We start from the raw sequence: 14,209 nt of genomic DNA on the forward strand, positions 1-14,209 counted from the left end.
AGAACTCATACCAAGGAGCACGACTATGACGACCACGACGTACGCCGTGAACGGGATGACCTGCGGACACTGCACGGCCGCCGTGACCGAAGAACTCGGCAAGCTGCCGGGTGTGCAGGAGGTCAAGATCGACCTGAACGCCGGCGGCACGTCCGCCGTGCACGTGATCAGCGAGTCCACTCTCGACGAGACCGCCGTGCGGGACGCCGTCGACGAGGCGGGCTACGAACTGGCAGCGTCATGACCGGGGCTGCCGCGCTCCGGCTCGGCGCGTTCGCCGGTGCGCTGGCGCTGGCGTTCGCCGGCGCCTTCGCGATCGGCTCCGCGGCGGATCCGGTCGCGGCAGCCGACCCGGCGAAGGAGCAGCCCGCGATGAGTGGCATGAGTGAAGACGGCCACGAGACGGGATCCGCTGAAGGTCACGGCGACTCGGGTGCGCAACCACCCGGGCTCGCGGTGTCCCAGTCCGGCTACACCCTGGTGCCGGCGACCACGTTCTTCCAGCCGAAGAAGCAGGAGAACCTGAAGTTCACGATCCAGGGTCCGGACGGTAAACCCGTCACGCAGTACACGAAGACGCATGAGAAGGACCTGCACCTGATCGCCGTACGACGCGACCTGTCCGGCTTCCACCACGTCCACCCGACGATGGACTCCAACGGCACGTGGAGCATCCCCTTCACGTTCACAGCCGGTGGGACGTGGCGGTTGTTCGCCGACTTCCAGCCGGCCGCGCACGGCCAGACGCTGACCCTCGGCACCGACGTCAACGTGTCCGGGCTCTACGTCCCGGTCCCGGTGAGCGAGCCGGCGAGCGTGTTCAGCGTCGACGGGTACGACGTGACGCTGGCCGGGAATCCCGCGGCGGGCAAGGAGTCCGCGTTGACCTTCACCATCAGCAAGGGCGGTCAGCCGGTGAAGGACCTGCAGCCGTACCTCGGCGCCTTCGGGCACCTGGTGTCGTTGCGCGGTGGCGACCTCGCCTACCTGCACACGCATCCGGCGCAGGAGGCGAAGGCCGGGCAGAAGGGTGGTCCCGGGATCGAGTTCGCGACCACGTTCCCGACGGCCGGGACCTACAGCCTGTTCCTGGACTTCCAGCACGCGGGCAAGGTCCGCACCGCCGAGTTCACCGTGCACGTCGGCGCCACCGGCACCCCGATCGTCCCGCCGGCCACGCTGCCCGCCGAAACGCCGACGCCCGGCCACGAGACCACCCCGCACGGCCACTCCTGAAAGGAGGCACACGACCATGACGACCCCACAACCGGGCAACTCCGTCGAGCTCACCATCGGTGGCATGACGTGCGCCTCCTGCGCCGCCCGGGTCGAGAAGAAGCTGAACCGGATGGACGGCGTGACCGCCACGGTGAACTACGCCACCGAGAAGGCGAAGGTCACCTACACCGACGGCATCAGCACCGACGACCTGGTCGCGACCGTCGAGGCCACCGGCTACACAGCCGCGCTCCCCGCTCCCCCGGTCGCCGACGAGGAACCGCCGGATGAGCTCAAGCCGCTGCGCGAACGCCTGATCACCAGCGTCGTGCTGGCGGTCCCGGTGATCGCGCTGGGCATGATCCCCGCGCTGCAGTTCGACTTCTGGCAATGGGCCTCGCTGACGCTGGCCGCGCCGGTGGTCACCTGGGCGGCCTGGCCGTTCCACAAGGCGGCCTGGACCAACCTGCGGCACGGTGCCGCGACGATGGACACACTGATCTCGCTGGGCGTGGTGAGCGCGTTCCTCTGGTCGCTCTACGCGCTGTTCATCGGCGGTGCGGGCGAGCCGGGGATGACGATGCCGTTCACGTTGATCCCGTCCCGCGGCAGCGGCGCCGAGGAGATCTACCTCGAGGTCGCCGCCGGGGTGACCACGTTCATCCTGGCCGGCCGGTACTTCGAGGCACGGGCCAAGCGCCGTTCGGGGGCCGCCCTTCGAGCCCTGCTCGAGCTGGGCGCCAAGGACGTCGCCGTACTTCGGGACGGCGGCGAGGTCCGGATCCCGGCCGACCAACTTGCCGTTGGCAACGAGTTCGTCGTGCGGCCGGGCGAGAAGATCGCCACCGACGGAGTGATCGTGACCGGGAGCAGCGCGGTCGACGCGTCGATGCTGACCGGCGAATCCGTGCCGGTCGAGGTCGGCGAAGGCGATGCCGTCGTCGGCGCCACGGTCAACGCGGGCGGCCGGCTCGTCGTACGGGCGACCCGGGTCGGTGCCGACACGCAGCTGGCCCAGATGGCCCGGCTCGTCGAGGATGCGCAGAACGGGAAGGCCGCGGTACAGCGGTTGGCCGACCGGGTGTCCGGGGTATTCGTGCCGATCGTGATCGGGCTGGCGCTGGCCACCCTCGGGTTCTGGCTCGGCAACGGGTCTCCGGCCGAGGTGGCGTTCACCGCGGCCGTGGCGGTGCTGATCATCGCGTGCCCATGTGCGCTCGGCCTGGCGACTCCGACCGCGTTGCTCGTCGGGACCGGACGGGGTGCGCAGCTGGGGATCCTGATCAAGGGTCCGGAGGTGCTGGAGTCCACCCGGCGCGTCGACACCGTCGTACTGGACAAGACCGGCACCGTGACGACCGGCCGGATGGCGTTGGTCGACGTACTGCTGGCCGAAGGCGAGGACCGGTCCGCCGTACTGCGGCTGGCGGGGGCGCTGGAGCACTCCAGTGAGCACCCGATCGCGGCGGCGATCGCGCGGGCCGCGACCGATGAGGTCGGCAGGCTGCCCGAGGTCGAGGACTTCGGCAACGTCGAGGGCCTCGGTGTTCAGGGCATCGTCGACGGCCACGCGGTTCTGGTCGGGCGGACCCGGCTGCTCGAGGAGTGGAGCCAGTACCTGCCCGACAACCTCGCGCATGCCAAGGAACACGCCGAGGCCGACGGCAGTACGGCGGTCGCGGTCGGCTGGGACGGCAAGGCGCGGGCCGTGCTCGTGGTCGCCGACACGGTGAAGCCCAGCTCGGCCGAGGCGATCCAGCAGCTCCGTGCGCTGGGGCTGCGGCCGGTCCTGCTCACCGGCGACAACGCGGCAGTGGCCAACAAGGTCGCGGCCGAGGTCGGCGTCGACGAGGTGATCGCCGAAGTACTCCCGGGCGACAAGGTCGACGCGGTGAAGAAGCTGCAGGCCGAGGGCCGAGTGGTCGCGATGGTCGGCGACGGTGTGAACGACGCGGCCGCCCTGGCCCAGGCCGACCTCGGCCTCAGCATGGGCACCGGCACCGACGTGGCGATCGAGGCCTCCGACCTGACCCTGGTCCGCGGCGACCTCCGCTCGGCGGCGGACGCCATCCGCCTCTCCCGCAGCACCCTCCGCACGATCAAGGGCAACCTCTTCTGGGCCTTCGCCTACAACGTAGCCGCCATCCCCCTGGCCGCGGCCGGCCTCCTCAACCCCATGCTGGCCGGCGCCGCCATGGCCTTCAGCTCCATCTTCGTAGTAACCAACAGCCTCCGCCTCCGCCGCTTCCAACCCCTCAACGGCAGCTGAACCGGTCTCGTCCGGGGACCGTGAACAACAACTGGGGACCTTGAACAAGGTATTTCCTTGTTCAAGGTCCCGCTTTGTTGTTCACAGTCAGCGGATCCAGGCTGTGGTGTCGCTGGGGAGTTGGGCGTTGTCGAGGGGGGCGCTGGTCAGGAGTAGTTCGATGTGGGGCGGTAGATCGATGGGGTTTGGGGTGAGGTTGGTGATGGAGGTCAGGCCGGAGTCTCGGGTGAAGGTGAGGATGCCGGGCGGTGAGTCGAGCCAGGTCAAACTGCCGTCGCCTAGGTGGGTGCGGCGGATTTTCAGGGCGTTGCGGTAGAGGGCGAGCATGGAGTTTTGGTCGGCTTGCTGGGATTCGGCGGTGAGGTTCTTCCAGTCGGTGGGTTGCGGGAGCCAGGGGGTACCGGCGCCGAAGCCGAAGGGGGTTTCCTGGCCGGACCACGGTAGGGGCACTCGGCAACCATCGCGGCCGCGGTCGGCGCCGGCCGAGCGGGTGAAGATGGGGTCTTGAAGGAGTTCGTCGGGGAGATCTTCGACCTCGGGGAGGCCGAGTTCCTCGCCTTGGTAGACGTACAGGCCGCCGGGGAGCGCCATCGCGAGGAGGGCGGCGGCCCGGGCGCGGCGTTCGCCGAGGACGAGGTCGGTCGGCATACCGTGCTTGCGGTCCTGATGCGAGAAGGACGTGTCCGGTCGCCCGTACTTCGTGACCGGGCGGGTCACGTCGTGGTTGGACAGCACCCAGGTCGGGGGCGCGCCGATCGGGACGTGGGTGGCCAGGGTCAGGTCGATCGAGGCGCGCAACTCGTCGGCGTTCCATGGCCGGGACAGGAAGTCGAAGTTGAACGCGGTGTGCATCTCGTCCGGGCGCAGGTAGAGGGCGAACCGTTCCTGGTCCGGCATCCACATCTCGCCGACCAGGAACCGCCCTTCGTACGAGTCGGTGATCCGGCGCCAGCCGCGGTAGACCTCGTGGACTTCGTCGTGGTCGGTGTACGACTCCTCGACGCTGTCCAGATCCTTGAAGAGCACGGCCGCGCTGTCGATCCGGATCCCGTCGACACCTCGGTCGAGCCAGAACCGCAGGATCGCGTGGAACTCCTCGACCACTTCGGGGTTGCGCCAGTTGAAGTCGGGTTGCTCTGGCGCGAACAGGTGCAGGTACCACTCGCCGTCCGCTACCTGGGTCCAGGCAGGGCCGTTGAAGATCGACTGCCAGTCGTTCGGCGGCAGCTCCCCCGCCGGGCCGCGTCCGGGGCGGAAGATGAAGCGGCCCCGCGCAGCCGAGCCAGGCCCAGCCGCCAGTGCTTCGACGAACCAGTCCTGCTGGTCGGAGCCGTGGTTCGGGACGATGTCGATGATGGTGCGGATGCCGAGCGCGTGCGCCTCCGCGATGTACGCCTCGGCCTCGGCCAGGGTGCCGAACGCGGGGTCGATCGCCCGGTAGTCGGCCACGTCGTACCCGCCGTCGGCCATCGGGGACGGGTACCACGGGTTCAGCCAGATCGCGTCCACGCCGAGCTCGGCCAGGTACGGCAGCCGGGTCCGCAGCCCGGCCAGATCGCCGATCCCGTCACCGTTGCCGTCGGCAAAGCTCCGCAGGTACACCTGGTAGATCGCGGCTCCGCGCCACCACGCTTCCGACATGCTTTCTCCTTGGGGTTGGGATCAGCCTTTGAGACTTCCGGCGGTGAGGCCCGCCATGATGCTGCGCTGGAAGACGAAGAAGACGAGGATGGTCGGCAGGCTGGCGATCACCAACGACGCGATCAGCACGTTCTGCGGCATCTGCGCGGACAGCGACGCGATGCCGACGCTGATGGACATCTTGTCCGTCTCCGGCAGCACCAACAGCGGCCAGACGAAGTCCTTCCAGACCGTGACCACCGACAGGATCGACACCACGCCGAGGATCGGCCGGGACACCGGCAGCACGATCGACCAGAGGATCCGCAGCGGCGACGCCCCGTCGATCTCGGCCGCCTCCAGCAACTCGCGCGGGATCGAGTCGAAGAACCGCTTGAGCAGGAAGACGAAGAACCCGTTCGCTGCCGCCGGCAACCAGATCGCCCACGGCGTGTTCAGCAGGTCCCAACCGAAGATCGGGACGTCCTTCGCCACCAGGTACGTCGGCAGCAGCAGCACCATCGGCGGGATCATCAACGTGGCCAGCATCGCCCCGAGGATCACCTTGCCGAAGAACGGCCGCAGCTTCGACAACGCGTACGCCGCGGTGACGTCGACCGCGAGCGTGAACAGCCACGCACCCCCGGCGTACAGGACCGTGTTCCGCAGGAAGACGCCCAGCTGCAACTGATCCCACGCGTCGGCGTAGACCCCGAAGTCGTAGGAGGTCGGGAAGAAGCTCGGCGGGATCTGCGCCAACTCATCCGGCGACTTCAACGCGCCGGTCACCATCCAGTACAACGGAAAGACGAACGCGATGGTGAATCCGATGACCACGGCAACCAGTACGGTCCAGTAGATCAACCGCCCGTGCCAGGAGCGGAGCGACAACGGCGACACCAGGGTCCTCATCTGGTCTCCTCCCGCGACACGCGCAGGTAGAACGCCGAGAACACCAGCAGCACGATCATCAGCATCAGGCCGAGTGCGCCACCACCGCCGAAATCGCCGAAGTTGAACGCGTACTGGTACATCAGATAGGCGACGGTCACGGTCGCGTTCTCCGGGCCGCCACCGGTCAGCAGATACGGCTCGATGAACACCTGCATGGTCGCCACGACCTGGAGCAGCAGCATCACCAGCAGGATCAACTTGGTCTGCGGGATCGTCACGTGCCAGAGCCGGCGGAACAACCCGGCGCCGTCGAGCTCGGCCGATTCGTAGAGATCGCCCGGGATGGACTGGAGCGCGGCCAGGTAGATCAGGGTGCCGGTGCCGAGGTTCATCCAGGTGGACACGATGACGAGCGAGATCAGCGCCGTACTGGTCGAGTCGAGCCAACTCAGCGGGGGCAGGCCGACACCGTCCAGCACCTGGTTGAACAGGCCCGCGCCCGGATCGTAGAACCACTTGAACAGCAGCACCGCGACGGCCGGCGGCAACATCACCGGGAGGTAGACGACGAATCGCAGGTAGGCCTTGGCGTGCCGGAGTTCGTTGAGGACCACGGCCAGCACGAACGGCACGGCGTACCCGACGACCAGGGCGAGACCGGTGAAGGCCGCGGTGTTCAGCCAGGCCGACCGGAACGCCGGGTCCTCGACGACGGTACGGAAGTTGTCCAGGCCGACCCAGCGAGGCGCGTCGACGAAGTTGTTCTCCTGGAAGCTGAGGACGATCTCGCGGATCATCGGATACCAGGAGAAGAAGGCGAAACAGATCAACGCCCCACACAGGAACCCGTACGCCGTGAGGTTCCGGCCGACCGCACGGCGCGCCGCTCCCGGATGGTGCGCCGCTCCCGGGTGAGGGGAGCGACGCACCGGCGGTTTGGCGGTGAGAACTGCCATCAGGTGTTCTTGGCGAGGATCTTGTTGGCCTTGGACTCGGCATCGGAGAGCAGCTTGTCGATATCGGCGTCCCTGCGGGTCAGTACGGCGGACATGGCGACGTCGAGTACGGCGTACAACTCCTGCGCCTTGGGCGGTTCGAGCTTGTTGGTGATGCTGGTCTGGGCGGTCACGTACGGCGTGAAGTGGTCGACCGGGACCGTTGCGTACTGTTTGCGCAGGGCAACGATCTCCTGACCCGGCTTGCTGTCGCCGTACAAGTCGGGGATCGGCAGGCCGACCGGGCGGCCCTGGGTCTTGGCCCGGGCGTAATTGAACTGGCCCTTGCCCGGCGTCAGTTCGTGGAACTCCAGCCAGAGCAGGCCGGCCTTGATCTTCTCCGGGCTCGCCTTCGGGTTGAACATGTAGCCGTCGCCGCCGCTCAGCGACGCCTTGCCGTCAGACTCCGGCACCGCGGCGACACCGTAGTCCTCGAACTTGCCCTGGAAGTCGTTGTTCACCGACTGCACGACGTCCGGCGCGCCAATCATCATGCCGAGCTTGCCGGAGCCCATCATGCGCATCAGGTCCTCCCACTGCAGCAACTGCTTGCTGCCCATGGAGTTGTCGTTCCAGCGCATCTGCTTGAGGTTCTCCAGAACGGCCTTGCCCTCGGCGCTGTTGAAGGCCGCGCTCTTGCCGTCGTCGGCGACCATCGAGCCGCCGCGCGCGTACAGGGAGGCGGCGAAGTGCCAGCCGCCGGTGTTGCCCGCGCTGTACTCACCGAAGCCGACGTAGCCGGCGCCGAGCGCGGCGATCTTCTTCGCCGCCTCGTGCACCTCGGCCCAGGTCGCCGGCGGGGCGTCCGGGTTGAGCCCCGCCTGGGTGAACAGCTTGCGGTTGTAGACCAGGCCCATGTTGTAGTTGTTGCGCGGCAGGCCGTAGGTCTTGTCGCCGTCCTTGAAGACGCTCTGGACATCCGCGCGAATGTCGCTCAGCGCCTTGACGGTGCCGACGTGCTCGCTGATGTCGGCCGCCTGCTTGGCCTTGATGATCTTCTGTACGTCGGTGTAGTAGACGTAGAACACGTCCTCCTGGCTGCCGCCGGCCAGCTTCGCCTGGAAGGTGTCCGGGTTGATGCAGGGGAAGGCGTCCTTGCTCTCGATGGTGATGTTCGGGTGCAGTTTCTGGAACTCGGCGACGTCCTCGTCCCAGCCGGCCCGCTCCTTGGGATTGCTCTTCGGTGGCTGGCAGCCCACCGTGATCGTCACCTTGCCGTCGGCACTGCCCGACCCCTGGGCGCCCGGCTCGTCGCTGTCCCCGGATCCGCAGGACGCGGCCACCAGACCAAGTCCTGCCACGAGCAACAGGCTGAGCGCCCGGCGATGGCTCGTTGTCCTCATCGATCTGCCCTTCTGCTGAAGCGAGGGCGTGCTACGTCCCGCCCACTCTAGGTGGGCACACCGTAGGCAAGTCAACTTGATCAACGCAATACCTTGATAATAAGTTGCAAATACGTGACTTCAGACAGGAACTTTCGGGTACGACAAAGGGGTGAAACCGGTCGGCGACCGGTTTCACCCCTCAGTAGTCAGGCGGTGACCGTACGGCGTCAGGTCTTCAGGCGGGCGGTCGAGGCGCGGACCACCAGCTCGGGCTCGAAAAGGAGTTCGTCGGCGGGAACCGAGGCGCGCTCGATCAGGGCGACCAGGAGGTCCACCGCGGCCCGGCCCATCGCGTCGATCGGCTGCCGGACCGTGGTCAACGGCGGGTCGGTGCAGTTCATCATCGCCGAGTCGTCGTAGCCGATCACCGACACGTCCTCCGGTACCGCGAGGCCGGCCCGGCGTACCGCCCGGATCGCACCGAGGGCGAGGATGTCGCTGGCGCAGACGATGCCGGTGACGCCGTTCTTGACCAGCCGGGTCGCCGCCGCATGCCCGCCCTCGAGCGAGAACATGGTGTGCTCGACCAGGCCGGGATCGGCCTCGGGCGCGGCCAGGAAGGCGTCGAGTTTGCGGCGCGACGGGATGTGGTCGCGCGGGCCGAGCACCATGCCGATCTTCTCGTGACCGAGCGCGCGCAGATGGCCGATCGCCATGTCCGCCGCGACGAAATCGTCCGACGAGACCTGCGGGAAGCCCAGGTGGTCGACGGCCGCGTTGACCAGGACGCACGGCAGCTTGCGCTCCTGGATCAGCTGGTAGTGCTCGTGCGGCGCGTCGGCCTGGGCGTAGAACCCGCCGGCGAAGACGACCCCGGAGACCTGCTGCTGCAGCAGGAGATCGACGTAGTCCGCCTCGGAGACACCGCCGACGGTCCGGGTGCAGAGCAAGGAGGTGAAACCCTGCTGGGCGAGCGCACCGCCGACCACCTCGGCGAAGGCCGGGAAGATCGGGTTCTGCAACTCGGGCAGCACCAGGCCGACAAGTCTTGCGCGGTCGCCGCGCAGCTGGGTCGGCCGCTCGTAGCCGAGCACGTCGAGCGCGGTGAGCACCGACTCCCGGGTCGCCTCGGAGACGCCCGGCTTGCCGTTCAGCACCCGGCTCACAGTGGCCTCGCTGACGCCGACCTTCTTCGCCACCTCAGCAAGTCGTCGTGTCATGACGCAAACTCTACGCCAGGTTGCGCAAGTATTTGCGCTGGCTTGCGTTGATTTCTCCGGCCGGCGGTCTCACGCACCGAAAGCGCCTGACCGGGGCGGTGGGGTGGGGAAGGAATTGAACTGCGTGCTCAGGCGTCCGGGGCCGGGAACTGCCACACTGGTGGGCGTGCCTCGTTTCGTCGCTACCCGCCCCGACACCGGCCTGCTCTCGCTGCCCTGGGACGTCCCACTGGAGGACTGGCCCGAGGACCAGCTGGTCGCACTGCCGCGTGGTATCTCCCGGCATGTGGTCCGCTTCGTCCGGGTGAACGGCACCGTCTACGCGATCAAAGAGGTGATGGAACACCTCGCGATGCACGAATACCGGCTGCTCCGCGACCTCGAACGGCTGGACTCGCCGTCGGTCGAACCGGTCGGCGTGATCACCGACCGGCTGGACAAGGCCGGCGAACCGCTCGACTCGATCCTGGTCACCAAGCATCTGCAGTTCTCACTGCCGTACCGGGCGTTGTTCTCCAGCACGCTGCGGCCCGACACCGTGAACCGGCTGATCGACGCACTCGCCGCACTGATCGTGCGGTTGCACCTGCTCGGCTTCTTCTGGGGCGACTGCTCGCTGTCGAACACCTTGTTCCGGCGCGACGCGGGCGCCTTCGCGGCGTACCTGGTGGACGCCGAGACCGGCGAGCTGCACCAGCAGATCTCCGACGGGCAGCGCGCGCACGACCTGTACACCGCGGAGATCAACCTGTTCGGCGAGTTCCTCGACCTGCAGGAGGGCGGCCTGCTCGACCTGGACATCGACCCGCAGGAGACGGTCCAGTCGATCAACGACCGGTACGAGGCGCTCTGGGCGGAGCTGACCGCGCCGGAGGAGTTCCACACCGACGAGATGCACCGGGTGGACTCGCGGATCCGGCGGCTGAACGAACTCGGGTTCGACGTCGCCGAGATCGACATCATCACCGACTGGGACGGCAGCCAGGTCCGGATCCAGCCGAAGGTCGTGGACGCCGGCCACCACAGCCGCCGGTTGATCCGGTTGACCGGGCTCGACGTCGAGGAGAACCAGGCGCGCCGGCTGCTCAACGACCTGGACTCGTACGCCGCCTCGACCGACCAGCAGAAAGAGGACGAGGAGATCGTCGCCCACGAGTGGCTGACGGAGGTGTTCGAGCCGGTGGTGCGTTCGGTGCCGCGCGACCTGAAGCGCAAGCTCGAACCGGCCGAGGTCTTCCACGAGGTGCTCGAACACCGCTGGTTCCTGTCCGAGCAGGCCGGCCACGAGATCGAGACGATGGAGGCCGCCCGCTCCTACGTGGCGGACGTCCTCAGCTCCAAGCCCGACGAGAAGCTGGCCCTGCCGACCGCCCCAGCCCTCGAAGCCGACTAGCGCTGCAACGTCTGGCCCTGCCCCGACGCGTGTTGGGTGGGAGGGGATCAGATCCCAGCTGACGGAGGATCGCCGGACTTCGGCACGTGGTTGTGCACCTGCGGGCGCGGGCGCTGTCGGCCATGGCGATGCGGATGCTCGCGCGCGATCGACCGGTGGCCACCGCCCGCAATTCCACGGTGATTCGAGTCGAGAAGTGGCCGGGCTCTGAACGCCGACCGGATCAGAACCTTCGGTCAGCCCGAAGCCTCGATTCGTGGATGGTTGCCAGCCCTGGGGTCGTCGACAGCCGTAGCGGCGACGACACATAGTCGCCGGGCACACCTGGCCGGGCGGCTGGGGGTGGGCTGTGCCGGCGTGTTTCCCCTTGTGGATAAGGGGAAATTTGGTGGGGTCACGGAGTGTGACATATAATCGACAGTATGTTCGAGACGGATCTCACCGAGTTGTCGACGGCCGACCTGCTGGCCTCGGCCGCCGAGCAACGCGCCGAGGCCAACCGGCGCGAGGCCAGCCTCCTCGAACACGCCCTGGAATACGCCGACCGCCACCACCCCGACACCTGCCCGCCCCGCCCCGGCCGCCGCAGCTGGCAGGGCCGCGAACGCGCCGTCGTGCTGGGTGGTGACGGCTGCCCCGAGGTCGCCGAGTTCGCGGCGGCCGAGTTCGGCGCGATGCTCGGCATCTCGGCCGGCGCCGCGGCCAACCTCATCGGGCAGGCCCTCGCCCTGCGCCACCGCCTCCCGTTCACCCTCGCCCGGGTCCGCTCCGGCGACGCGACACCGTGGCGGGCCTGCCGGATCGCCACCGCCTGCCTCACCCTGTCGCAGGAGGCCGCCGCGCTGGTGGACAAGCAGGTCGCGGCGATCGTGGACAGCGTGACCCCGCTGCGGTTGGAGAACATCGTGAAGGCCGCGAAGTGGCGCGCCGATCCCGACGCCGCCCGCGCGGCGGCCGAGGAGAAGGCGCGGGAACGCGGTGTATATGTCGCCCAGTCCGACGAGCACGGCACCAAGAAGGTCTACATCCGCGCCGCGTCCGGCGACGTGATCCGCTTCGACGCCACCATCGCCAGCCTCGCCGACGCCCTCAAGACTCTCGGCGACACCGACACCCTGCCGCACCGCCGCGCCAAGGCGATCGGCATCATCGCCGACCCCGTCTACACCGAAGAACTCCTCCGCCAGGCCCGCGCCCAGCTCCTCACCCAAACCGACCCCGGCCCGGAGACCGCACCGCAGGCGGCACCCGCCCCCAGCCCTGCCCCCAGCCCCGATGCTGGCCCCGGTACTGAGGCTGGCGCCGAACCTGAGCCCGAGCACGGCCCTGAGCCCGAGCACGGCCCTGAGCCTGAGCCCGGCCGCGAGCCTGAGCCGACGTTCGGGTCTGAGCCCGGGCCGGATGACGAGGCCGACCGGGACGCGCCCCACCCCAGCCACAGCGACCTACCGGACCCGCTGGACACCCCCACCGGCACCCCGGGCGAGCCCGGCTGGCCCGGCCCGCGCGTCGACTCCGACGCCGCTGACGCTGATGCCGGTGAACCCCTCGACGCCGCCGCGCAGCGGGCCTTCGACGCCCGCCTCGCCCAGATCAAGCACGACGCCCACGCCACCCCACCCACAGTTGGTGGGGGTCGCTCGGCTGGGCGGGTGCGTCCGGGGCAGACCGAGATCTACGTGCACCTGACCGACCACACCCTGGCCACCGGCGACGGGATCCTGCGGGTCGAGGGCCTCGGCCCGCTGCTGGCCACCCAACTGGCCGAACTCGTCGGCCACGGCCCGTACACCGTCAAACCGGTCATCGACCTGAACGACGCCATCCCCGTCGACAGCTACGAGATCCCGGACCGGATCCGGGAGCGGGTCAAGCTGATCCACCCGGTCGAGCAATTCCCCTACGGCACCCGCGAAACCCACCGGGCCATGGACCTGGACCACATCCGCCCATATGACCCCCTCGGGCCACCCGGCCAAACCGGCACCGACAACCTGGCACCCCTGCGGCGCTACACCCACAGGGTCAAAACCTTCGGCCGCTGGAAGGTCAGACGCCTGGACCGCACCACGCTGGAGTGGACCACACCCCACGGCTACCGGTTCCACGTCACACCCACCGGAACCCACCCAGTCACCGACCCCACGGCAGACAGCTGAACCCAACCACAGCCCACGGACCGCCGACCCGCTTCCCGGTCCACGAATTCAGGCTAAGTTTCCTTGCCGAGAGCACCTGATGTCGGCTTCTTCTCGAAAATCCGGACCACGTAGGTCGTCACATACTGAGTCTCGCCGTCGCGACGGGCATCACGAGTGGCTTGCGGCTCGGCACTGAGCACGAAGCTGAAGCCAGGCCGATCAGCTGCCGCGACGGTCTGCAGCGCTTCGTCGAGTTTCGAGTACCGCTTCACCCTCAGGTCTTCTCGATGTCCATCCTCGCCCATCTGGAAACCCCTCCCGCCGATCAGCAACACTGGCAACTCGGCATACTCACGCTGTCGATCCGTCACACGCTAGCCGACCTCTAGGCACTTGCGCGACGGCCGAAGTACGTCGCCGAAACTGCTCACCTCGACAGCTACCGTCAAGCCTGCAGAATCGCGTCAGATATGGCTTCTCGAAGGGTGCTGTGGTGGGCAGATAGCCAGCGGATCCGCTGCGCGAGCAGGCCGCTAGGTGGGTGGCGTCGCGTCTGAGACTTGACGGCTTGTTGGATGCCGCGGGCGCGGATGTAGACCGCGATGGCGTCCGCCGCAGCTGCCGAGAGTGGACGGACCTGTACGTATCCGGAGATGAGGTTATGGATCCGTTGGGGGTCTAGTCCGATCGCATTCTGGTGGGGTCGTCCGCTCCGCCACAGCCCGAATCCCACATCGGCGAGGGCGGACTCGACGTAAGCAAGCGCGAAGTCAATGACACCGGTGGGCTGCGGTGGTTGTCCGGAGGCCACGACGTTGTGCGCAGTGAAGTCGCCGTGAATGACTATCTTGCCGGCGTCGTCGTGACGGATCCGCTGCAGATCGGCGGCGAGGTCAGCCAGCCATTCGTGGAGCCACCCAGACGCACCAGCGGAGACGATGTGATTCAGCGCAAAGGCGCGCGGCCGCTGCCAGGCCGGGGTGATCGTGGCGCTGGCTTGGTGAAACCGAGCCATCAGGCCACCAACTTCGGCCAGCGAAGTGGCGTCCAGCAGAGTGGTGTACGGCAGGCCCGGTGACGGGCGTGGCGTAGACGCTTGAAGGCGGTCATCGCGTGATCCTTTGGAAGACCTCT

General features: G+C 68.0%; 12 protein-coding genes. 5 read left to right on the forward strand and 7 right to left on the reverse strand.

The genetic code is table 11. The annotated features are described in order from the left end of the window. Positions 1–25: 25 nt before the first annotated feature. From EV643_RS40050 to EV643_RS40060, 3 genes are read left to right on the forward strand one after another with little or no spacing between them, the layout of a single operon-like run. The gene (locus EV643_RS40050) at positions 26–244 is read left to right on the forward strand and encodes a heavy-metal-associated domain-containing protein (RefSeq protein ID WP_133805460.1); all 219 of its coding nucleotides are present in this window, start codon (positions 26–28) and stop codon (positions 242–244) included. Continuing rightward, entirely contained in the window at positions 241–1,236 is a 996-nt protein-coding gene (locus tag EV643_RS40055; RefSeq protein WP_133805461.1) for a DUF8832 domain-containing protein, read from the forward strand. The genes EV643_RS40050 and EV643_RS40055 overlap by 4 nt, the downstream gene beginning before the upstream one ends. A 16-nt stretch (positions 1,237–1,252) precedes the next feature. Further along, positions 1,253–3,487 carry a heavy metal translocating P-type ATPase gene (locus EV643_RS40060; RefSeq protein WP_133805462.1) on the forward strand — a complete coding sequence of 745 codons (2,235 nt, stop codon included), beginning with the start codon at positions 1,253–1,255 and terminating at the stop codon, positions 3,485–3,487. A gap of 87 nt (positions 3,488–3,574) precedes the next feature. Here EV643_RS40060 and EV643_RS40065 read toward each other — a convergent pair whose 3' ends face one another. The 5 genes from EV643_RS40065 to EV643_RS40085 form a co-directional block, all read right to left on the reverse strand. Next, the gene (locus tag EV643_RS40065) at positions 3,575–5,128 is read right to left on the reverse strand and encodes a glycoside hydrolase family 13 protein (RefSeq protein ID WP_133805463.1); all 1,554 of its coding nucleotides are present in this window, start codon (positions 5,126–5,128) and stop codon (positions 3,575–3,577) included. A 21-nt stretch (positions 5,129–5,149) separates the two neighbouring features. Next, positions 5,150–6,019: a carbohydrate ABC transporter permease gene (locus EV643_RS40070; protein ID WP_133805464.1), complete on the reverse strand. Its 870-nt coding sequence runs from the start codon at positions 6,017–6,019 to the stop codon at positions 5,150–5,152. Next, a complete protein-coding gene (locus tag EV643_RS40075) occupies positions 6,016–6,957 on the reverse strand; it encodes a carbohydrate ABC transporter permease (RefSeq protein ID WP_133805465.1) in 942 nt (313 codons plus the stop codon). The genes EV643_RS40070 and EV643_RS40075 overlap by 4 nt, the downstream gene beginning before the upstream one ends. Further along, the gene (locus EV643_RS40080; protein WP_133805466.1) at positions 6,957–8,339 is read right to left on the reverse strand and encodes an ABC transporter substrate-binding protein; all 1,383 of its coding nucleotides are present in this window, start codon (positions 8,337–8,339) and stop codon (positions 6,957–6,959) included. Before EV643_RS40080 ends, EV643_RS40075 begins: the two co-directional genes overlap by 1 nt. Before the next feature lie 209 nt (positions 8,340–8,548). Next, positions 8,549–9,541 carry a LacI family DNA-binding transcriptional regulator gene (locus EV643_RS40085; protein ID WP_133805467.1) on the reverse strand — a complete coding sequence of 331 codons (993 nt, stop codon included), beginning with the start codon at positions 9,539–9,541 and terminating at the stop codon, positions 8,549–8,551. Positions 9,542–9,707: 166 nt separating this feature from the next. Here EV643_RS40085 and EV643_RS40090 point away from each other — a divergent pair, with 166 nt between their 5' ends. After that, a complete protein-coding gene (locus EV643_RS40090; RefSeq protein WP_133805468.1) occupies positions 9,708–10,934 on the forward strand; it encodes a DUF4032 domain-containing protein in 1,227 nt (408 codons plus the stop codon). A 422-nt stretch (positions 10,935–11,356) separates the two neighbouring features. Continuing rightward, positions 11,357–13,093, forward strand: coding sequence for a DUF222 domain-containing protein (locus EV643_RS40095; RefSeq protein ID WP_133805469.1), 1,737 nt, complete (start codon positions 11,357–11,359; stop codon positions 13,091–13,093). Positions 13,094–13,146: 53 nt separating this feature from the next. Here EV643_RS40095 and EV643_RS40100 read toward each other — a convergent pair whose 3' ends face one another. Both EV643_RS40100 and EV643_RS40105 read right to left on the reverse strand, forming a co-directional pair. Continuing rightward, entirely contained in the window at positions 13,147–13,446 is a 300-nt protein-coding gene (locus EV643_RS40100) for a hypothetical protein (protein ID WP_133805470.1), read from the reverse strand. 74 nt (positions 13,447–13,520) lie between these two features. Beyond that, positions 13,521–14,209: phosphotransferase enzyme family protein (locus EV643_RS40105; protein WP_238166136.1), on the reverse strand; the 689-nt coding region annotated here is incomplete at its 5' end.

The sequence above is a fragment of the Kribbella caucasensis genome, from assembly GCF_004361855.1.
In the GTDB taxonomy this organism is placed as follows: domain Bacteria; phylum Actinomycetota; class Actinomycetes; order Propionibacteriales; family Kribbellaceae; genus Kribbella; species Kribbella caucasensis.